The sequence below is a fragment of the Sessilibacter sp. MAH3 genome, assembly GCF_054658275.1.
Map to the genome: position 1 here is coordinate 67,753 of NZ_BAAGIE010000004.1, position 20,787 is coordinate 88,539.

At 42.8% G+C, this 20,787-nt stretch carries 16 protein-coding genes; 7 read left to right on the plus strand and 9 right to left on the minus strand.

All coding sequences use genetic code 11. The features are described 5' to 3' along the window. Window positions 1-6: 6 nt before the first annotated feature. Together ybaK and ACYQ2C_RS03990 are read right to left on the minus strand one after the other, a co-directional pair. On the minus strand, window positions 7-477 hold the full coding sequence (gene ybaK / locus ACYQ2C_RS03985) for a Cys-tRNA(Pro) deacylase (protein WP_460100035.1): 471 nt from the start codon (window positions 475-477) through the stop codon (window positions 7-9). Between the two features lie 246 nt (window positions 478-723). Next, the gene (locus ACYQ2C_RS03990; RefSeq protein WP_460100032.1) at window positions 724-2,577 is read right to left on the minus strand and encodes a cation:proton antiporter; all 1,854 of its coding nucleotides are present in this window, start codon (window positions 2,575-2,577) and stop codon (window positions 724-726) included. Between the two features lie 360 nt (window positions 2,578-2,937). Between ACYQ2C_RS03990 and ACYQ2C_RS03995 the strand changes: the two genes are divergently transcribed. From ACYQ2C_RS03995 to ACYQ2C_RS04010, 4 genes are all read left to right on the plus strand, one after another. Beyond that, window positions 2,938-4,233 carry an alkaline phosphatase gene (locus tag ACYQ2C_RS03995; RefSeq protein WP_460050219.1) on the plus strand — a complete coding sequence of 432 codons (1,296 nt, stop codon included), beginning with the start codon at window positions 2,938-2,940 and terminating at the stop codon, window positions 4,231-4,233. 616 nt (window positions 4,234-4,849) lie between these two features. After that, window positions 4,850-6,940 carry a lipase family protein gene (locus ACYQ2C_RS04000; RefSeq protein ID WP_460100030.1) on the plus strand — a complete coding sequence of 697 codons (2,091 nt, stop codon included), beginning with the start codon at window positions 4,850-4,852 and terminating at the stop codon, window positions 6,938-6,940. 87 nt (window positions 6,941-7,027) lie between these two features. Then, complete coding sequence (locus ACYQ2C_RS04005; RefSeq protein ID WP_460100028.1) at window positions 7,028-7,300, plus strand: glutathione S-transferase N-terminal domain-containing protein; 273 nt, start codon at window positions 7,028-7,030, stop codon at window positions 7,298-7,300. 245 nt (window positions 7,301-7,545) lie between these two features. Further along, a complete protein-coding gene (locus tag ACYQ2C_RS04010) occupies window positions 7,546-7,950 on the plus strand; it encodes a hypothetical protein (RefSeq protein ID WP_460100025.1) in 405 nt (134 codons plus the stop codon). Between the two features lie 96 nt (window positions 7,951-8,046). Here the strand turns inward: ACYQ2C_RS04010 and ACYQ2C_RS04015 are convergent, their stop codons facing one another. The 6 genes from ACYQ2C_RS04015 to ACYQ2C_RS04040 all read right to left on the minus strand — a co-directional run bounded on the left by ACYQ2C_RS04015 (window position 8,047) and on the right by ACYQ2C_RS04040 (window position 14,340). Then, window positions 8,047-8,679 (minus strand): Vat family streptogramin A O-acetyltransferase, encoded by a 633-nt coding sequence (locus ACYQ2C_RS04015; RefSeq protein WP_460100022.1) that lies wholly within the window; start codon window positions 8,677-8,679, stop codon window positions 8,047-8,049. 1 nt (window position 8,680) lies between these two features. Then, on the minus strand, window positions 8,681-9,676 hold the full coding sequence (locus ACYQ2C_RS04020; RefSeq protein WP_460100020.1) for an ABC transporter permease: 996 nt from the start codon (window positions 9,674-9,676) through the stop codon (window positions 8,681-8,683). Between the two features lie 120 nt (window positions 9,677-9,796). Then, on the minus strand, window positions 9,797-11,404 hold the full coding sequence (locus tag ACYQ2C_RS04025; RefSeq protein ID WP_460100017.1) for a sugar ABC transporter ATP-binding protein: 1,608 nt from the start codon (window positions 11,402-11,404) through the stop codon (window positions 9,797-9,799). An 8-nt stretch (window positions 11,405-11,412) separates the two neighbouring features. Then, a complete protein-coding gene (locus ACYQ2C_RS04030) occupies window positions 11,413-12,396 on the minus strand; it encodes a substrate-binding domain-containing protein (protein ID WP_460051000.1) in 984 nt (327 codons plus the stop codon). 200 nt (window positions 12,397-12,596) lie between these two features. Next, on the minus strand, window positions 12,597-13,556 hold the full coding sequence (gene rbsK / locus ACYQ2C_RS04035; RefSeq protein ID WP_460100014.1) for a ribokinase: 960 nt from the start codon (window positions 13,554-13,556) through the stop codon (window positions 12,597-12,599). 280 nt (window positions 13,557-13,836) lie between these two features. Next, the gene (locus tag ACYQ2C_RS04040; protein ID WP_460051004.1) at window positions 13,837-14,340 is read right to left on the minus strand and encodes a DUF4234 domain-containing protein; all 504 of its coding nucleotides are present in this window, start codon (window positions 14,338-14,340) and stop codon (window positions 13,837-13,839) included. A gap of 774 nt (window positions 14,341-15,114) precedes the next feature. Here ACYQ2C_RS04040 and ACYQ2C_RS04045 point away from each other — a divergent pair. Next, window positions 15,115-15,954 (plus strand): sulfite exporter TauE/SafE family protein, encoded by an 840-nt coding sequence (locus ACYQ2C_RS04045; protein ID WP_460051006.1) that lies wholly within the window; start codon window positions 15,115-15,117, stop codon window positions 15,952-15,954. Window positions 15,955-16,082: 128 nt separating this feature from the next. Here the strand turns inward: ACYQ2C_RS04045 and ACYQ2C_RS04050 are convergent, their stop codons facing one another. Next, window positions 16,083-16,844, minus strand: a complete 762-nt coding sequence (locus ACYQ2C_RS04050) for a queuosine precursor transporter (RefSeq protein ID WP_460051008.1) — start codon at window positions 16,842-16,844, stop codon at window positions 16,083-16,085. Window positions 16,845-17,448: 604 nt separating this feature from the next. On the opposite strand from ACYQ2C_RS04050, the gene ACYQ2C_RS04055 reads away from it, so the two are divergent. Together ACYQ2C_RS04055 and ACYQ2C_RS04060 are read left to right on the plus strand one after the other, a co-directional pair. Continuing rightward, a complete protein-coding gene (locus ACYQ2C_RS04055) occupies window positions 17,449-19,839 on the plus strand; it encodes a zinc-dependent metalloprotease (protein WP_460100010.1) in 2,391 nt (796 codons plus the stop codon). A 600-nt stretch (window positions 19,840-20,439) separates the two neighbouring features. Further along, window positions 20,440-20,748 (plus strand): hypothetical protein, encoded by a 309-nt coding sequence (locus ACYQ2C_RS04060; RefSeq protein ID WP_460051011.1) that lies wholly within the window; start codon window positions 20,440-20,442, stop codon window positions 20,746-20,748. Window positions 20,749-20,787 lie beyond the last annotated feature (39 nt).

Consider the following 20,787-nt stretch of genomic DNA (forward strand, 5'->3'; position numbering starts at 1 on the left):
TGACAATTATGTTTGCATTAACTCAGCAAATATTGCACTGGTCGCAGTTTGTAAATCTTTGGGTGATAATTCTAAATCCATGCCTCGTTTTCCCGCGCTCACATAAATGCGATCAAAGCTTTCTGCACTTTGATCAATAACGGTTTTCAAACGCTTTTTTTGGCCTAAAGGACTTACGCCACCTAAAACGTAACCGGTCGTTCGCTCAACCAATACGGGATCGGCCATGGCGGCTTTTTTCGCTTTGGCGGCTTTGGCAATTAATTTCATGCTGAGTTTGGCTTCGACGGGAATAATACCAACAGCTAGTTCTTTATTATCAAGCTGAACAACGAGGGTTTTAAAAACTTGCGCAGGGTTTAATCCTAATTTTTCGGCAGCTTCTAAACCATAGGACTGTGCACCAGGGTCGTGCTGATATTCGTGAATAGTGTGGGCTATTTTAAGCTTTTGTAAGAGTTTGATGGCCGGTGTCATAGGGTTTTGTGCATCTGTATATAAAATGACTTTGATAAAATACGGATGAATAATTTATCAAAGCCAAACTTATTTTAAAGGAATCTCTGATTAACTCATCCATGATTTAATCAGAGGTCAGAAATTGAAAATGCGATTTCCAATTTCTTCACAATTTCAATCGCTTACCGTTCTTGAAATTGGCGACACATCCTTGTGTCACCGGAAACTCTGGGTTAATCAGAGTTTCCTAAATGTTGTCCAAATTTAAGCGTCTTTTGGCAAGCTGACGGTGGATTTTAAGTCATCGGTAACTGGTAACTGTTTTGATACCTCGGATTCTGGTTCTACCAGACTTACAATCAACCAACCACTGCTAGGCTGAAAATTTGGCTGCGTTGTATAGAGATGCATTTTGCCGTGGCTATCAAACGCACACAAGGGAAAGGAACGGCCTTTATACAAAGACTCGTAACTGTTTAAATCAAAATTATCACCTAATCGCGTTGTTTTAATAACGGCTCCGCGCGCGGTCATACTGGCTAAGCGTCCGTAGGTTGCGCTTTTTTCGAATAAACATAAACGCTCGGCGTAGGCCTGTGCAATCTTGTGGCTGGCGCGTTGATCTTGTTCTGCATGCGATAAGCCAATCACATGTCCTTTTCCGAGTAGATATTCAAAATGGTAGGTAACTACAGGGTTAAGTTGTCTGTAGGGCGACATCACTAGCACTCGACCTATGGTGCTAAAATCGAGAACATTTTCTGCGTGTGCAGAGCTTGGGTTGCCAAAGTACGCATTGAGATTATCCATTCGCGCTTTGCTCACCGAGTCCCAGTTGGTATCGGCCAAGGTGACGCTGATTCCGTGCTCTTTTAAAGCCTTGGCGAAGCGACGGTTAAATTCATTGGCGCCAAAGATAAGAATCCCAGTCGCCGATGGCGAACGCAATTTTAATAGCTTGGCCACTTTTACAGAGCTTAGGCTTTGTAACACAACCGTTACGATAATCACCAAAAAAACCATAGGCACTAATGCACTTGCTTCATCAAAGCCGTTGCTTTCGAGCTTAATAGCAAACAGCGATGAAACTGCCGCTGCGACAATACCGCGTGGCGCTATCCAGCTTAATAACGCTTTGTCTTTCAAGGTTAATTCGCTGCCCAGAGACGAGACAAACACTGCAATGGGTCGGGCGATAAACATAATGGCCAGCAATACCAAAATCGAACCCAATCCTAAATTGGTGATGGCGTCAATGTTCAGTCTGGCGGCGAGCAATATAAACAAGCCCGAGATCAGTAAAACGCTGAGGGTTTCTTTAAATTCGATGATGGGATCGAGGTCGATATTTTTCATATTAGCCATGACCATACCCATAATGGTCACGGTTAATAGGCCGGATTCGTGAGCGATGTGATTCGAAAAGGCAAATGCGCCGAGCATAAGAGTAAGCACGGCGGTGTTTTCTAAATAGTGCGGAATTAAACGTTTTTTTAATAACCAGCCAAGAGAAAAGCCGATTAAAAGCCCAAATCCAAGCCCTACGGCCAGCGTTAACCCAAACACCGCTAAGGTGTGTGTCCAAGCGTCTTGTACCGAAATAATAAACTCGTACACGAGCACCGCTAAAAGTGCGCCGATTGGATCAATAATGATGCCTTCCCAGCGTAAAATATCGGCAATTTTTTTCGCCGGACGCACCGACCTTAACATAGGTACAATTACCGTTGGCCCAGTTACCGTGACAATAGCGCCAAACAGTGCGGACATCTGCCAAGAAAATCCTAAACCGTAATGCGCCGCAGGCGTTGCCACAAGCCAAGTAATAACCGTACCTACTGTACACAGGTTTCTGACCACAGAACCGTGCTCAGCCATTTCTTTAAGTTTGAGCGTTAAAGAGCCTTCGAACAGGATAATTGCCACGGAAATGGAAATTAACGGAAAGAGCAGATCGCCAAACAATGCGTCTGGGTCGAGTAGTCCGAAAACTGGGCCGACAAGAATTCCCAATATTAAAAGCGGTAAAATCGCGGGAATACGTAATTTGTGAGCGAGTAATTGGCAAGCGATTGAAGCGAGGCCCACAGAGACGAGTAAAATTACTGGATCAGACATATCGGGTATCTTTATTTTTTATGGTTGCCGAGATAATGCTCGTTATTACTGAATTTTATGGGTTAAGTTTGTCAGATGACATGTGTTTGAAAAAATCATCTCATCTAAAGTGTATGAGTGATTTATACAAACGTGAATTTTTTGAATGTTTCTTTGTAACTTCCACAAGTATTCGTAAAAACTTCATAAATTCATGATGTTATAAAAAGAGTTAATTCTTAGCTTAAATAACAGACATATTTAGTTTTAACCAGCGCAACGATGTTTGTACGTAATCTTTTACGAGAAAACAACCTACACCGTATGCGGTTGTTAGCCGATTTAATTGATGTGACCACGTTCCTTATCTATAGGATATTTATGAAAAAACTTGCAGCAGCTTGGCTCTGTCTCTTTTCAGCCTCGGTATGGGCTGAAACAACGCCAAAAAACATTATTTTCGTAATCAGTGATGGTATGGGGCCAGCATATACAACCGGTTACCGGTATTTTGCCGACGACCCTGCCACCAAAGAAGTCGAAGAAACCGTCTTTGACCGCCTTTATGTCGGATCAGCAAGTACTTATCCTGCGCCGGTTTCGGGTTATGTTACCGACTCTGCCGCTGCCGCTACGGCGCTTTCTTCTGGCGTTAAATCCTATAACGGCGCAATTGGCGTTGATGCCGATAAACAACCCGTACAAACCCTATTAGAAAAAGCCAAGGCCGCCGGTTATAAAACCGGCGTTGCTGTAACGTCACAAATTAACCATGCAACACCGGCTGCGTTTCTTACTCACAACGAGAGCCGTCGCAATTACAATGCCATTGCAGACAGTATTTTTGATCAGCGCGTAAATGGTCAATTTACCGCCGACGTTATGCTTGGCGGTGGTTGGTTATATTTTCAGCGCAAAGACCGCGATATCGTTCAGCAGTTTAAAGACGCCGGTTACACCTACGTTGATAAAATCGATCAACTGCCATCGGTAAAGCAGGGTTCACCACTGTTGGGGTTATTTGCAGAAATCGGCTTGCCTTGGGCACTGGATTATCCGCAAAAACGTCGCCTGTTACCTTTGGCTGAGGCAGCCGTCCATCAGCTTGAAAACGACAAAGGTTTTGTTTTGATGATTGAAGCAAGCCAAGTGGACTGGGCTGGGCATGCCAATGATGTCGCAGCCGCAATGGTAGAAATGGCCGATCTCTCCGACACGCTAGAATGGCTAGAGGCTTACGTTGACTCTCATCCGGATACTCTATTGGTGGTAACCGCCGATCACAGCACAGGAGGCTTAACGCTCGCTCGTGATGGGGAATACATTTGGAGCCCTGAGTTTATTCACACCCTTGATCAGTCACCAAAAACCATTGCCGATGAATTGGGCAAAATTGACGACGCGAAAAAACGCGCTGCAAGCGCCGAAAAATTATTAAAAGTTGAACTTACCAAAGACGAAAAAGAATCGTTAGAAGCGATTACTGCAAAAGACGACAAAGCTTTTTATGCTTGGGTTAAGCACTACATCGACCTAAAAACCCACACGGGCTGGACCACCGATGGGCACACCGCGGTGGATGTTCCCGTGCTGGCCAAAGGTGTCGCCGCCTCTAAATTTGCTGGTAATCAAGACAATACCGACCTTGCCAAAAAACTGGGTAGTTTTATTCAGTAACGCTAACCCAGCAATAGTCGTTTTATAAAGCCCGCACAGGTTTCTGTGTGGGCTTTTTTATGAAATCTGGCCTCGCTCAGGAACCTATAATTTCCAGCAACACAAGGTTGTGCCATCAACGTCTTTTCAATTGCTGTTCTGTCCTTAAGTTATGGATGCCTTAATCAGAGGCTGCGATGGCTTTTTGACTTTTGGTTTCAGACATTAAACGGTATTCTAAAATCCATTGCGAAACTTGAGTCATTCACGGTTTCGCAACACTTTTACAGATATCGGTGAGATCTTTAATGACCTCTGTTAAGACAACTTGAAGCATCACCGATAAATTGCACGGAATTCGATTTTGTAGTGTGTAGCTACGCAGCGCTGACACAATTCGATAATCACGATGCAAATAATAATGAATAGGAAACTTTGATTAATTTAGAGTTTCTCGCGACACAAGGATATGTTGCCAATTTTAACAAATGTAAGTGATTGAAATTGTGAAGGAATTAGAAATCACATTGTCAATTTCTGCCCTCTGATTAAATCATGGATGAGTTAATCAGAGGTTCCAATAATAGCCGCCGTTATTTAGGCTGTTTTTTGCAACTCAGAATAAAGGGAAGGAACCATGACTGCGCTGGATATGCTTGATGCCTTCATTGGTATTATTGCTATTTATTTTACCCTAAGTTTAATTGTAACGGCTGGAAGCGAAGTTATTGTGCAGATTTGGCGATTGCATTCGCAAATACTGTGTCGTCTTATTTCAAACATGACCAGCCACGCACAGTGCAGCGTGATGCTCAAACATCAGCGCATACAAAGTTTGCGTCCAAAACCCGATGATGATAAAGAGCCGAAAGCTACCTGGTTGTACAGGTTTCGCGAGCAACTGTGCGTTCTTTATTTTAAATTAATTTTCGATAGCGAACATCGTCCGAGACATACCAACGTACCTTCGCAAATTCCCGCCGATACTTTCGTTTTTGTATTATTAGATTCTTTGCTCGATTATCGGTACTTTGAATTAAGAACCAATACCATCAAACTAGATGCTGCGCTTCACAACAAATGTGAAGACGCCATGACTATGGCAAACGGTGTGTATTGCAGTCACAGAGATAATCGCTGGCGAGCACAGGTGTTTCAATATTGGATTCAATCGGGACAAAATGTTGAACAATTTGAGCACTTGCTTGCGGTTTGGTTTAACGACGCCGCAGAGCGATCAAAAGGTTGGTTTAAACGACGACTGCGCCTGTGGGTTTTGCTACCCATAGGATTTTGTTTGGCTGTTTTTGTCAACGCAAATACCATCGACATTTTGCGCTTAATCATGGAAAACCCAACGGTTCGAGAGCAACAGGTCTCACTGGCCGAAAAATTGGTTGAATCCGGTAAAATTAAGATTGAATCCTGTGCTAGTGAAAATCTCGAAAAAGATAGTTTCAAAGATTGTCAGAAAAATATAAAAGACCTAGCCATTGATGTTGTTCCCGTTGTTGGTTGGTCTGATAAAACGCCCATTTATGAGGTTGTCACCGGGAAAGGCGGCGGGATTGTACAGTCTTCGATAACAGTTATTGGAACTCTTATTGGTTGGTTTATTACCGCTGTTGCATTATCGCTAGGCGCGCCATTTTGGTTTGACATGTTAAATCGTCTTGTTAAGGCACGTACCTCGGTAAGATCTGTCTTGGGTATGGAAAGCTCCAAAACAGAAGTGTCTGGCGCTGCAAATACATCAAGCGCCAACAAACCCATAGAATTAAATCAAGGCAGATTACCAACACCCGAAGCAGTAACCGAAGCACTAGACCTTAATAGTATTCAATCGTTTAATAGCACTGTTATTGGTTACAACGCCGTTAATATGCTGTGGTGCGCGCGACTGGCAAATTTGACTTATTCCAATCTTTCTGTTGCACAATCTCAGGCGGCGATTTGGGGGCTTGAAGTTGTTGGTTTTGAATATGGTAAATTTGGAACGCAGGCCTTTTTATTTTATAACATCAATTTTGCTGTGCTGGTTTTTCGCGGTACCGAAAAAAACATTGACGATTATTTAACAGACCTAAACATTCAAAATATTAAATCTCCTTGGTATTTGGGTAGAAGTGATCTAGAAACTCTCGATATAACACTGCACCAAGGTTTTTCTCGAGCAATAGAAGATAACTGGAACTCCATTAAAGGATTATTTGAGCAAACAAAACTGTTCACGCAAGAAAAAAGCATTCCGTTGTGGATTTCGGGGCACAGTTTAGGTGGTGCACTTGCCGTTATGGCCGCAGAAAAAATACAGTGTAAATTAGAGCACGATCAACAATGGGCAGGCAGTTTAAATATCGCGGGTCTATACACCTTTGGCCAACCGCGAGTTGGTTCACTGAACTACGCTAATCGTTTGGATATGGTATTAATTAATCGTTATTTCCGAGTGGTGAACAACCGCGACATAGTGCCAACCATACCTTTCACCACACCGAACTTTTCGTTAAATGACGAGATCACGTTAAAGCTTGATTACGAACACGGCGGCACCTTAATTTATTTTAACGACCTTGGCGAAGGTGTAGTGAATCCACCGAGTTGGTATAAAGCACTCGATAAAATGACGCTCAATACCGATGACATCAAAGCAAAACTCAAAGAATCCGTAAGTGACCACTCCATGCAAAACTATATTTTACTGGTCAAGGAATTATTAAAGGCTTGAAATTAAGGGCTTTTAAATGGAGACAGCATCTAGATGAGTTAAATTGTTGTCTTTTATAAGTTTGCTAAGTAGACAAATACTTGAATTATGAATCAGCTAACTCTTTATCTTGATCCTACGTCAGAGCCCTGTCGAGCGGTGCACTGGTTGTGTGTACAGGCCGATATTGATTTTTTAATAGAGCATATTTGGTTATCGCGAAATCAACATCTAGGTGAAGCTTTTCTCAAAATAAATCCACTTCATCAAGTACCCGCTTTAAAGCATGAGAATCTATGCTTATCCGAAGCGACGGCTATCATGCGCTACATCGCAGATTTAAGTGGTAAAGAAAGTCAGTGGTTTGGTAAAACTCAGTAAGACAGAGCCATAATTAATCAAGGATTATCTTGGTATCATTTAAATCTGAAACGCGTTGTAACATTAGAGGAAACTCTGATTAACCTAGAGTTTCTCGCGACACAAGGATGTGTCGCCAATTTCAAGAACTGTAAGTGATTGAAATTATGAAGAAATTGGAAATCACATTTTCAATTTCTGCCCTCTGATTAAATCAAGGATGAGTTAATCAGAGGTTCCTAGAGTATTTTCTTCCGGTATTGTTGATGCCTGTGTATTTAGGTTGGCAAATACCCAGTGAGAGTATCGTGCAAGAGCGCAAAAATTCGGTTAAAAGTGTATTTGCGTATTTGGATCAATTTATTTTAAGACTTCCGTTTTTAACAACAGGCATTGCGTCGGCGGCGGCTATTTTATTTGCTAGTGAAATTTCTGCCTTGGAAATCGATAAAAACTTTCCTGAATTTTTAACGCTTGATACCAACATTGCTGTTTGGTATCAAAACCTAAAACAGATCAATGGATACCAAGAATCGCATTATGCATGGAATAGCGTAAGCCCTAAAATTAAACAGCGATTTGAGAAAATAAGGGAAGGAAATTTATCGGTGGCAGAGCAATGTGGTGATCCCAGTTGGGTTGCAGATCATTGTGAATCTGTATTGCGGTAGTTTGTATGTTAAAAAGATCTTCGCTAATGAGAAGATCTTTTTACTGTTCGTGACGCTTATTGTTTAATGCTGCGCAATTATTTACCGGGTTTTTAATTAATCACAAGACGTTAAATGGTCAATACTGTTGTGCGTAATAGCTTCTAAGTTGCGCGTAATCTTCTCTGCACTCCAATCCCACCAAGCAATTTCCAAGAGTTTCTCGATAGTATTCTCGTCAAATCGATATTTAATAATTTGCGCTGGGTTGCCGCCTACTACGGCGTAATCGGGTACGTCTTTGGTGACCACCGATTTCGACGCAATAATGGCCCCATGGCCAATTTTAACGCCGGGCATTATGGTTGCGTCGTAACCTATCCAAACATCGTTGCCGACACAGGTATCACCTTTGTAAGGTAGGTCGCCTGCTTGCGGCATTACCTTCTCCCAGCCGTTTGCGAAGATAAAAAACGGATAGGTCGAAAACCCTGATGTTTGATGGTTGGCGCCATTCATAATGAATTTTACGTCTTTGGCAATTGCGCAGAATTTACCAATAATCAGTGTGTCGCCAATAAATGGAAAATGATAAAGAACGTTTTTTTCGAAGTTTTCAACACCATCTGGGTCGTCGTAATAGGTGTAATCACCAACTACTATATTGTCGCGAGTGATGTGATTTTTTAAAAAACCCACTTGCGGAAATCCTTTCATGGGTTCTTTATCGTTCGGATTAGGTCCGTGCATATCAGTTGTCGTCGAAGGTAGGAATACGTTTGTTTTTTCCGCTTAAACGAGCAGCAAGTGGCTCACGGTATTGATCAAATAATACGGCGGCGATAATGACTAAGCCGGTAATAATCCGTTTAGACGATTCAGAAACACCCAGCTGCGCAAGGCCGGTTTGCATTACGGCGATGATTAAAACACCAAAAAAGGAGTTCACTACAGAGCCGCGCCCCCCCGATAAACTGGTGCCGCCAATAACAACCGCAGCGATGGCCGATAACTCTAAACCAATGCCCGCGTTTGGATCTGCGGATTGTAAGTAGCCTAACTGGAACACGCCGCCCAAGCCTGCCAATAAACCCGCGATGGCAAATACCACGATTTTCCAGCTCACCGGATTAATACCTGCCAGGCGAACGGCTTCTTCGTTGGTACCAATAGCAATCATGTAACGGCCAAATATGGTTTTGCTCAACAACCATTGCGCAACAATCACCACCGATACCGCTGCAATTAAGGCCGCGGAAATTCCCACAACAGGTACGGGATCACCAATAAACGCTACCGGATCGCCGATGTATTTGGTTTCCGATTGTGTTACCAGATAAGAACCGCCGCGAGCGATTTCGAGCATACCCAAGGTGACCACAAAGGAAGGTATTTTCCAGTGTGAACTTACAAAACCGCTGGTAACACCAAAAATAAAACCTACCGCCAAACCGCAGACAATGGCTATAAGTACCGGCAGATGAAAATCGGCAATTGCAACGCCAACCACCGCCGCAGACAGCGCCATTACCGAGCCCACCGATAGGTCGATACCACCGATTAATAACACGTAGGTCATACCAACGGAAATAACGGTAAGAGCAGGAATTTGGTTAACAAGGGTTCGAAAGGTAACGGTAGAGAAAAAGTAGTCGCTCATAAAGCTGAAAAATAAGATCAGCGCAATGAGTACGCCGATTAATCCGAGCGAATTCCATGGTAGATGTAGTTTTTTTAAGCCTGGCATTGTGTGTACCGCAATTTATTGTATTGGTGTTTATAGTATTGGTGTGCTTAAGGTTTTAGTAACAGATTTATTGTTGAGCTTCCCTAAGCAATAAACCTGTTCGGCTAGGTATTTTCACGATTAATGAGTTGGGGAAACGTCTTGTTGTTCTTTGTCATTGGTTTTGTGTTGAGGACTGGATTTGTTATAAAACCTAAAACTTGCCTCTAATAATTTCTCTTCAGAGAAGCTAGCACGGTCAAATTCTCCAGCCATTCTTCCGTTTGAGAGAACAATAATTCGATCAGAAACGGTCATCAGTTCTTGGGTTTCGCTAGAGACCACAATCACCGCTTTGCCTTTTAGAGCCTGTTCGCGAATTAATTCGTGAATACGAGTTTTGGCTCTTGCATCTACACCTCGGCTTGGCTCATCGAATAATAGAATCGGTAGATCGCGCAGCAACCAGCGAGCGATTAACGCTTTTTGTTGGTTGCCACCGCTTAAGCTCGCAATTGGGGCGCGAATATTATCGAACTTGATGGCTAAGCGCTGTGCAATTTCTACGGCAATATCGTGTTCACGCTGTTTATCAACCACCGCAAATTTGTTGGTCAGTTGCGGTAAGATCGACAGCGAAATGTTTCTGAGTAACGATTTTTGCAGCAATAAACCCTGGGACTTACGATCTTCCACCACAAGACCAATGCCGTTGGCGACACCTTCTTCCGGTGAGCGCATTAGGCGTGGGAATAGAAAATCGTCGGAGGCAAAACGTAGTGAGCCTGCGTCGGCCACATCGGCACCAAACAGTGTTCGTAATAATTCGGTACGGCCTGAACCAATTAAACCGCCAATGCCTAACACTTCGCCGGAATAAATATCCAAATTAATGTCTTCGAAGGCACCAACCTTCGATAAGGTGCGCACCCGCAAAACACACGACTTAGGCGGACGAATTCCCGGTTTAATAGAAATGGAGTGAGAATCTAGATCGCCCGACATTAGGTTGACGATGGTTTCTACATCGATGTCTTTAATGTCTTCGGTCGCAACCAACTGGCCATCGCGCAGCACCGAAACGCGATCGGCAATGCGCTGAATTTCATCCATACGGTGGGAAATATAAATAATACCCACACCTTGATCGCGCAATTTACGCAATTGTTCGAAGAGCAAATCGATTTGTGGATCGGTCAGTGCCGCGGTGGGTTCGTCCACAATCAATAATTTAATGGGCTCAGAAATCACCGACGCAATTTCGATTAATTGCTGCTTGCCAACACCCAAGTCTTCCATGGGTGTTTCCGGTGTCACGTCATCGAGGCCGACCAAATCCAACAATTTAGTAGCGCGTTCACGCAGGCGCTTACTGTCGATGATGCCAAATTTATTACCCAGGTTTTTAAAGCAAAGATTTTCGGCAATGCTTAAGGTTGGGAATAAATTCAGCTCTTGCATAACCATGCGAATACCAGCTTCTTCTGCTGCTTTCACATCGTTTGGTGTGTATTTTTCACCAAGAAAATACATTTCTCCGGCGGTGGGTTGATGAATACCCGCAATGATATTACACAGGGTACTTTTGCCCGCGCCGTTACTGCCCATTAGGGCGTGGATTTCGCCTTTGCGCAGTTGAAAACTGAGGTTTTTTAATACTGGTACCGCAAAGGTTTTATCCAGTGCTTTAACGTCCAGTAACACAGGCAAATCGCCGGAATTTACCGGCGTGCTTAGGGATTCGGTCATGGGATTAACTATTGGTTAAGAGACTCTGCGGTGATCAACTCGATGGGGGTCTTCTTATCGGCTTCTGCTTGGCCGGTTTTAAGAATTTGAAGAGCGTACTCAATACCAAACACCGCAAGCTTGTCACCGAATTGATCGGCCGTAGCAAGCATAGCGCCTTTTTTCACCATATCTTGCGCAGCAGAAATATTATCAAAGCCAACCACAAGCACATCGCTCTCACGACCGGCCTGACGAATTGCCGCAACCGCACCTAAGGCCATGCTGTCGTTTGCTGCTAAAATGGCTTTTAAGTCTGGATTTTCTGACAAGATTGCAGCGGCAATGGTGGCAGCCTTGGCTTGTTCCCAATCCGCAGACTGAACCGTAACAATCTCTATGCCCGCGGCATTCATAGCTTCTTCAAAGCCTTTTTGGCGTTGCTGAGCGTTAAACGCACCCGGAATACCACCAATAATGGCAACCTTATCGCCAGCGGTTAATTCTTGCGCTAGGCGTTCGCCGACTAAACGGGCGCCTTCTAGATTATCTGGGCCAACAAACGGAATGGCCACGTTCATTTTTTCCAGAAGTTCTACATCGAACTTGTTATCAATGTTGATAACCACAATACCTTGCTCAGCGGCGCGTTTGGCAACCGGCAATATGCTTTTGGAGTCGGCAGGTGCGATAACCAAAACATCTACTTGAGTTGCCATCATTTGCTCAATTAACGAAACCTGTTGAGCAAGGTCACTTTCATTACGAATACCGTTAACGATCAAGGTATATTCGTCGGCGTGCTCTTCTTGATGGCGCTCGGCACCCTTGGCCATATTAATAAAGAATTCGTTAGCCAAAGACTTCATGACTAGCGCAACACGTACAGGTTTGTCTTCTTTAGCAGAATCGTTTGCCGATGTTTCGGAGGTATTTTTTGAGTCGCAACCAGCGATGATAAGACTCAGTAGCAGTAGGAATCCGAACCGTAAAAAATGCATTTTGAAGGGCATAGGGAATACTCTTTCTTTTGTTGTTGTTTTGATTGTAGAAGCTTGTTTTCGATCAGAACGCTTTCAAGTCAGAGGCGTTCTGATGTTGCCGTTTGTCTTGATTCTAGGGCTCATATTCATTGAGCAGAAAACTCTGGGACTTTGGGCAGGAGTCTAACACGGAGCGACTCCATTATTTTTGCGCCAATTTTAATCTTTGCTCAACTTTTACGACTCGCCAGAAAATCTTCCACCGTTTCGCGATCAGGAATCGACGCAATAGCCCCTTCTTTCGTTACCGATAGCGCCGCTGCCGCGCAGGCAAGTGGAACAGCGCGATCAAAATCCCAATCGATCGCCAATTGCGACGCCAAATAACCGTTGAAGGTATCACCGGCGGCGGTGGTATCTAGGGCTTTAACAGGGTAAGAGGTATATTGCTTAACCTGATTTTTATTCACCAATAAAGCTCCGGCCTCTCCCAGTGTTACCAATACTTGCGCCACACCTTTGTCTAACAAAGATTTGGCCGCGAGAGTGATCTCTTCCAAAGACTCAACCGGCAGTCCTGTTAAGGAATTCAGTTCACTTTCGTTGGGGGTGATTAGGCTTAAATAAGGAAAGATGTTGGCGGGCAGTTCTCTGGCTGGTGCGGGATTTAGTATCACTGGCTTATTACACGATTTAGCCAGTTGGGCCGCGTATACCACTGTCTCAATGGGTGTTTCTAGTTGCAGTAGTAGTGCCGCGCTGTCTTTGATAATTTCGGTGTGGGTGGTTACTAACTCTGTGGATAAGTGATCGTTCGCTCCAGGTGTTAAACCAATACAGTTTTCGGCATTATCATCAATAAAAATACACGCCGTACCCGTGGTATCTGCAACTTGCGAAACTCTCTCTGTATTTAGACCTAAACCTTGCAGTTGTTCGAGCACTTCTTGGCCGGTGTTATCGTTGCCAATACAACTAATAAAGTAAGTACTTGCACCTGACTTTAAACAGGCAATGGCTTGATTCGCACCTTTACCCCCAAGATTGGTTTTAAGTCGGCCTGAGCCTACAGTTTCACCGGGTTTGGGTAAATGGGGGAGATACAAGCAAATGTCCCAGTTGGTGCTGCCAATAACGACGACTTTGGCTGATGTTGTAGTCTGGGATGAGATTGGGTCTGATGTGGTCATGGCCGATACTGATTCTTGCTGAGCAAAATCCGGATAATTTATGGGCTATTGATAAAGCCCGCGACTTTAGACTGATTTGTCTAACTAGACAAGATTTGAAGCTACTGGGATTCACTTCTGAAGACGAAAAACCCCCAGTGATGCTCATAGAACAACAAGATTAGGTCACATCGACAATGTTTAAAGGATTATTAAAAACGGAGGATTGGCTGAGCGCGCTTATTAAACTGCCAGCGTCTTGGCGGTTACAGGGTTACCAAGACACTGGAATTACAAGGGATTAGTTCGTTGATTGTGACGGCGGAAAAATCTGATTAATTCGCTTATTGATAACATACTGAAGATAGATGTTAACGCCAAAAAAAGTAATCACCGGATCAATAGTAAAATCGTTGGCGCCTTCCTCGTCGGCGAACTCTAATAAACGCGCTCGAATTGTAAACAGCAGTATCATGTGCAACACAAAATTCGCTATCGTTAGCACTAGGTTGGTTTTTTCAACGGCTTCAGAGTGAAAACCCATCATGCTCGCAATTGGCAGCACAATTAAAAGAATATAAGTAACAACGTAGCCCGAAATTACCGACGGATTAATTTGTTTGGGATGAATGCTGTTAATAAGGTTTGCTCGGCTGTACATCCAATACATGACATAAATGCCAAGCGTGATGAGGTTAAATCCGAAAATATACCAAGCTGAAATGTATTTAAATTCGGCAAACTTGCTCTTTCTGCTCGATGTATTGCGAAGTTCTGATTGAGGTGTATTGTAAAAACCGTTCATTATTTATCCTAACAGACCACTCATTACCTATCGTTAAGCGGGAGGAATGGTACCCGCTAGATGTTTCCCCACTGTTTGTAATAATGCTTACACAGCAGATATTCCTGCGCGCAAGAACGGCTCGCTAACTTCAGTAACCATAGGTCTTTGAAATTAAGAAGAGGCTTGAAATTGCGCTTTCCATTTCTGTTCCCCGACCGAACTCACAAGCGTTCATTGGATGCTTGTACAGTTTATCTCGATTTTTTTGAATAAGCGCGTTCAAAATCCACAGTTTTTGAGGCGATATCGTTTACTGGTAACTTTTCGGCTTGGTATCGCTCGGGCGTGACTATAGGAACCTCTGATTAATTCATCCATGATTTAATCGTAGGATAAAATTTGATCATGCGATTTTCAATTTTTTCAAAATCTCAATCACTTGCAGCTCTTGCAGTTGATGACACATCTTTTTATCGCTAGAAACTCGTGGTTAATCAGAGTTTTTTATACGTTTTAATTGCTCAAAATTACCCAAATGATGAAAAGACAAAGGCGATAATTGCTGAGCTTAGACATTTGATTGAACTATAACAGAGAGAGAAACCGCCTTAGACCATCAGTTGTATTTAAGAGATTCATTTAACCTTGGAAATGTGTACCTTTGTTTGGTTGGTAAAAATCGTTAGGTTTGGTTAGTAAAAATCGTTAGGTTTGGATAGTAAGAATAGTTCGGTTTGATTGGTAAAAATCGCTCGGTTTGGTTAGTAAAGGTCGCACGGTTTTGGTGTAGAATTGCCCACTTTTTACAACGACCAAACGATCATGACCGTAGACGTAATTCTAATACTGGTAGTTTTAGGGACCTTTGTAGGTTTTGTTGCTGGCTTGCTGGGTGTAGGTGGCGGTGGCATTTTGGTACCAACATTAAGCAGTTTATTTTTTTATCTCGATTTCCCGGCTGAAAAAATTGTTCATCTCTCACTGGGCACATCCATGGCGGCGATCGTAGTCACTTCAATTTCCAGTATGCGTGCTCATCAAGCCAGAGGCGCCGTTGACTGGCCAACGGTACGTTACATGGCCATCGGCGTATTATTTGGAACCTTTGCGGCAACCTTTTTAGTGGCCGCCTTAAAATCGATTTATTTAGCGGGATTTTTTGCCGCCTTTATGACTTTTGTATCTTTTCAGATGTGGCGACCGTTAAAACTGAGCGGTAGCAAAGCTTCTTCTCATTCCGAGTTAGTCGGCGCGGGCGCGGGTATCGGCGGAATATCGGCATTGGTTTCTATTGGCGGTGGATCGTTAACTGTGCCTTATTTATCTTGGCGTGGCTTTGAGCTAAAACGAGCCGTGGGTACTTCTGCGGCCATGGGTCTACCGATTGCGATAGTAGGTACCATAGGTTATTTGGTAAATGGTTGGGGCGAAACCGATTTATCCCAACATATTATTGGTTATATCTACTGGCCGGCGGTGTTAGTGATTTCCTGTTGCACCGTATTAACTGCGCCAATTGGTGTTAGGGTTGCGCATAAACTGCCTGTACCAGTACTTCGAAAAATCTTCGCGGTTTTATTAATTTCCATTGCCCTAAAGATGCTCTACACAGTGATAACATCAGACGTATAAGTGAGAGCTGTTTTTACAGAGATTTAGAAAACTCCGATTTATTCCACCAGGATTTAATCAGAGTTTTCTTTAGAATGCCGTTCGCAAGTTTTAATTTCGTATTTTCAAAAATAAAACCGCCTCAATAACTAGGCCGTTATTTTTAGATAACGTCGCAATTTCGCGGTTAAGAAATAAAATGGCCCGGTGTCCAACAGCGCTGCAACCAGTTTGAATAAATAACTGCTGATCATAATTCCTACCCACTGTTCTAAGGTAATTCCGCCTGCAAAATACGTAGGCGCGAATACAACACCAATAACAACCACAGAATCTACGGCTTGGCTTATCATGGTGCTAAAGTTATTGCGTACCCACAAATGTTTGCCTTTGGTAACAGTCTTCCAGAAATGGAATAAGCGCACATCTATATATTGCGCAGCCGTGTAGGCCAGCATCGAGGCAAAAATAGCTCCCGAAGTTAACGCATAAATAAAATCAAACAGCTCCACATGACCACTAGCCACATGATTATTAGGTAAAGTCATCTCACCTACGATTTCCATATTTTGCCAAGGTGGCATTACCGCCTCTGGAACACCCGGAGCCCAATGGGCGAGATAGATAACCGCAAAAATAAACAAATTCAAACATAAACCAAGCGTAACCAAAAAATTAGCGCGCTTTTTACCGTACAGCTCGCATATTAAATCGGTGCACAAAAACGTGAGCGGGTAGGGCAAAACACCCACCGTAAGCGTTAACGGGCCAAGAGCAATAAATCGAGTACTGCCAATGATATTCAACATGGTCATTGAGCAGATAAACACACCTGCCAGAATCAAAAACACACGCTCGCGACGTTCTTGCAGCTCAGACTCGGGTACAGCAATAGGTAATGGATTTTCCATAGATTTTGCTCTAGTGAATGAAGTTACAAATACTTATCGGCTTATAATACCGCCATAAACCCCAAGAGTCTGTACGCATAAAGAAAAAGGTTAATGGTAAATATCTTAAAAATAACAAGCGTATTTTATCGATAGTTCTTTAATTTACTGAATATAGAGCTTCTTTGGAATAAAAATGCTGATGGGAATTTTTAATGGTTTGTCGATCAGCTTTTTGATTGAGATATTGAGTCGTGCAATTATAAAAAATATATTCGTAAAAATTAACAAATGAGCGATGTTTGAGGATAAGTGCTTCTAATAATCTATAACCGAAAATTCGACATCCAATTTATTCATAGGCTAAACCATTTATTGCACTATAAGTTGGTCATACATTTTTGTGTGTTGCAATTGTTTTCAGCTAATTGGCATGTCCAATAAATTCTGTCTTTAAAAGTTGTTCACTGTATCAATACGATTTTTCGCATTGAAGTTTTTACTTCTGATTTCGTCGTTGCTGTTATAGCTTTGTGCCTTTGGTGCGCTAGAGGTTTATTACATGGGTGATTCGACGTTAATGCCGACTTACTTTTTTTGTTAACACGGGATTGGTGTGAGAAATATGCTACGTCACATTATTGTTGGAGTTTTGCTGTTTACGTCGGTAAATGCGTTTGCGCAGGTAGAAAGTATTGCCAAATTTACAGCCAGTATGGAAAAGGCTACGGGCTTTTTTGATTTTTACTATAACAAGCAAGATGGCAAGGTTTATTTACAAGTTAATACTTTTGAGGAACCTTTTTTATTTCAAAGCAGCTTGCCCCAAGGTGTAGGGTCTAACGATATTGGTTTAGATCGCGGTCAATTAGGCGAAACTCGTATTGTTCAATTTGAGCGCTTTGGCAAACAAGTTTTATTAAAGCAGTTAAATACACAATTTAGAGCCAATTCCAGCAACGCAGCTGAAGTGCGCAGCATTGATGAAGCCTTTGCCGATTCTGTGATCGCAGGTTTACCGATTGTTGCCGAAAGCAGTCATCATGTATTAATTGATTACACCGATTTTTTATTATCGGATATTCATCAAATCAGTGCTCGTTTAAGTCAAACCAATCAAGGTAATTTTAAGCCTGATAGCAGTCGCAGTGGTGTTTTTACGCATCGCTCAAAAGCCTTTGTGGATAATACCGAGCTTGAGTCTCTGGTGACTTTTCAAGGCAGTGATGCCGGTGAGTTTGTTCAGCAGGTTACTCCCGATCCAACCAGCATTAGCGTTCACTTGCATCATTCGCTAATTCGCTTGCCTGATAGCGATTATCAACCGCGCAAATTTCATCCATATTCCGGTTTTTGGAGTGTGAGTTACGAAGATTACGCAGTACCTATCGAAGAGAGTCTGACCCAGCGTTTTATTCCAAGGCATCGGCTAAAAAAGCAAGACCCGGCCGCGCAATACAGCGATCCGGTTGAGCCTATTGTGTATTATTTGGATCCGGGTACACCAAAGCCAGTAAAAGACGCTTTAAAAGAAGGTGCCAGCTGGTGGAATCAAGCCTTTGAGCAAATTGGTTATCGCAATGCATTTCAGGTGAAAGACTTACCCGCAGATGCCGACCCAATGGATGTGCGCTACAACGTAATTCAATGGGTGCACCGCGCTACTCGCGGTTGGTCTTATGGCTCTTCGGTGATTGATCCTCGCACCGGGGAAATCATAAAAGGTCACGTCACTTTAGGATCGTTGCGAGTTCGCCAAGACTATTTAATTGCGCTCGGCCTAACCAGCCCGTTTAAAACGCCAGATGCATCAACCGCCGCGCAAAAAGAAATGGCCTTGGCACGTATTCGTCAGCTTTCTGCCCACGAGGTGGGTCATACGTTGGGAATTGCCCATAACTTTGCCGCCAGTGAAAACAATCGCGCTTCTGTTATGGATTACCCGCATCCTCACGCGACCATTCGCGATGGCGAAATTCATTTAGACGACGCTTACGATGTTGGCATTGGTGAGTGGGATTCTTACGTTATTGCCTACGGTTACCAAGAGTTCGCCTCGCCTTCAGAAGAAAGTGCTGGTTTAAATGCCTCTATAAAACAGGCTCGTAATGCGGGTTTAAAATATATTTCTGATGCCGATGCCAGACCTGCAAATGCCGCCAGTGCCGTAGGTCATTTATGGGATAACGGTGCAAATGCGCTTGATGAGTTAACACGTGTGATGGCGGTTAGAGAGCTTGCCATAGATAATTTTGGTATCAATTCTATTGCTAATGGTGACGTGCTTGCGTCGCTCGAAGAATCCTTTGTACCGATTTATTTATTTCATCGTTATCAGTTAGAGGCGGCAGCCAAGCTGATTGGCGGTGTGTATTACGAGTACGAATCTAAAGGTGATTATTCTGAGCCTAAAGGTGTTGTTGCCGTAGACGCACACACTCAGCACAAAGCGTTTGAATTAATGCTGCAAACCTTGTCGAGTGATTTTTTATCGGTTCCTTCTTCGCTATCAAATTTGATCACGCCTAAACCTATCGGCTATTCAAGAAATCGTGAGAGTTTTCAGGGTCGAACGGGTTACACCTTTGATCCTATTAGCGCCGCTGAATCATCAGCGGGTTTTACCTTGTCATTAATGTTAGTTCCGGAGCGATTAAATCGGCTTGCTCAGCAACATGCAGTGGATTCAAAAACACTAAGTGTGGCTGGTTTAGTTGAAGAGCTACTGGATAAAACCGTAAAGTCTAAAGTGATTAGTGGTGACGATATTGTTAAAAGCCGAGTTGATACATTGGTAATAAATGCGTTGATGTCTACCCTAAGCAGTCCCGAACTTGCACCTGAAGTGAAATTGGAACTTCAGTCACAGTTGTTGGCTTTACAAAAATGGGCCGCTAAACAGAATAAAAGTCCAACGCTTAAAACCCTTGCGCATCAATTAGATGTTTATTTCAACACGGGCACTTGGCCGTACGTATTTGTGGTAAAACCACTGCCGCCGGGTTCTCCTATTTAGTGAGAAACCGTTAACAACAAGTCGTAAAAAGGGAACGCAGGTAAAACTAAGTTCCCTTTTTAATGCAAGTTTTGAAGTATCTTTAATATTAAAGGGGACTTTGAATAACCTAAAGTTTCCCGCGGCAGAAGGATTGTGTCGCCAATTTCAAGAACGGTAAATGATTGAAGTTGTGAAGAAATTGGAAACTGCATTGTCAATTTCTGTCCTCTGATTAAATCAGGGATAAGTTAATCAGAGGTCCCTAAAGATTGTTTCCGTATTAAAATTTAGTTTTTTAAATACAACGCTATATTAGTTAAGGCTTATCGTTAAATTTATAAAAAATACAATATTTTCAATCAATTAGATATTGGTGTGCGCTCTGTACAATCTTTTTTTTTAGCGGCTCAATATTCTTATCAAAATATTTGTTTAATGTGCTGCAAAACTAAAAAAATGAATGGCTGTCAAGGTAACAGGTGAGCAACAAGTGTATAGGTAACTCTGATTAAATCATGAATGAGTTAATCACTGGCTCCTAAAGTGCTTTTTTATCAAACAAAAAAGCCAACATACTTGGCACTTATAAAATCAAGCTTAAAAGAGGGTTTAATAACCATGAACAGGGCAAGAATTGCATTAATTACTGCACTTGTGAGTGTTGCGTATGCAGAGTCATCTTCAGCTAAAAACGATAAATCGGAACAACTACCTCCCGGACTTGAGAAAAAAGTCGCCAGAGGCGAGCCATTACCTCCCGGTTGGCAAAAAAAACTGCATGTTGGTGATACTCTAGATTACGATGTGTACCACCATGGCGAAATTATTCGTCGCGATTCAGACGGCATTGTTACTGTGAGTGTTGACGGCAGAATTATACGCGTTATCGAAAATACTCGTGAAATTATTGAAATACTAGGTTTGTAATTTTTACTCTTAATAATTCGATATTATTATTTAGATCTT

Excerpts from the sequence above, each read along its gene's own strand:
- ybaK (WP_460100035.1), bottom strand. The coding sequence starts at position 477 with ATGACACCGGCCATCAAACTCTTACAAAAGCTTAAAATAGCCCACACT.
- ACYQ2C_RS03990 (WP_460100032.1), bottom strand. The coding sequence starts at position 2,577 with ATGTCTGATCCAGTAATTTTACTCGTCTCTGTGGGCCTCGCTTCAATC.
- ACYQ2C_RS03995 (WP_460050219.1), top strand. The coding sequence starts at position 2,938 with ATGAAAAAACTTGCAGCAGCTTGGCTCTGTCTCTTTTCAGCCTCGGTA.
- ACYQ2C_RS04000 (WP_460100030.1), top strand. The coding sequence starts at position 4,850 with ATGACTGCGCTGGATATGCTTGATGCCTTCATTGGTATTATTGCTATT.
- ACYQ2C_RS04005 (WP_460100028.1), top strand. The coding sequence starts at position 7,028 with ATGAATCAGCTAACTCTTTATCTTGATCCTACGTCAGAGCCCTGTCGA.
- ACYQ2C_RS04010 (WP_460100025.1), top strand. The coding sequence starts at position 7,546 with ATGCCTGTGTATTTAGGTTGGCAAATACCCAGTGAGAGTATCGTGCAA.
- ACYQ2C_RS04015 (WP_460100022.1), bottom strand. The coding sequence starts at position 8,679 with ATGCACGGACCTAATCCGAACGATAAAGAACCCATGAAAGGATTTCCG.
- ACYQ2C_RS04020 (WP_460100020.1), bottom strand. The coding sequence starts at position 9,676 with ATGCCAGGCTTAAAAAAACTACATCTACCATGGAATTCGCTCGGATTA.
- ACYQ2C_RS04025 (WP_460100017.1), bottom strand. The coding sequence starts at position 11,404 with ATGACCGAATCCCTAAGCACGCCGGTAAATTCCGGCGATTTGCCTGTG.
- ACYQ2C_RS04030 (WP_460051000.1), bottom strand. The coding sequence starts at position 12,396 with ATGCCCTTCAAAATGCATTTTTTACGGTTCGGATTCCTACTGCTACTG.
- rbsK (WP_460100014.1), bottom strand. The coding sequence starts at position 13,556 with ATGACCACATCAGACCCAATCTCATCCCAGACTACAACATCAGCCAAA.
- ACYQ2C_RS04040 (WP_460051004.1), bottom strand. The coding sequence starts at position 14,340 with ATGAACGGTTTTTACAATACACCTCAATCAGAACTTCGCAATACATCG.
- ACYQ2C_RS04050 (WP_460051008.1), bottom strand. The coding sequence starts at position 16,844 with ATGGAAAATCCATTACCTATTGCTGTACCCGAGTCTGAGCTGCAAGAA.
- ACYQ2C_RS04055 (WP_460100010.1), top strand. The coding sequence starts at position 17,449 with ATGCTACGTCACATTATTGTTGGAGTTTTGCTGTTTACGTCGGTAAAT.
- ACYQ2C_RS04060 (WP_460051011.1), top strand. The coding sequence starts at position 20,440 with ATGAACAGGGCAAGAATTGCATTAATTACTGCACTTGTGAGTGTTGCG.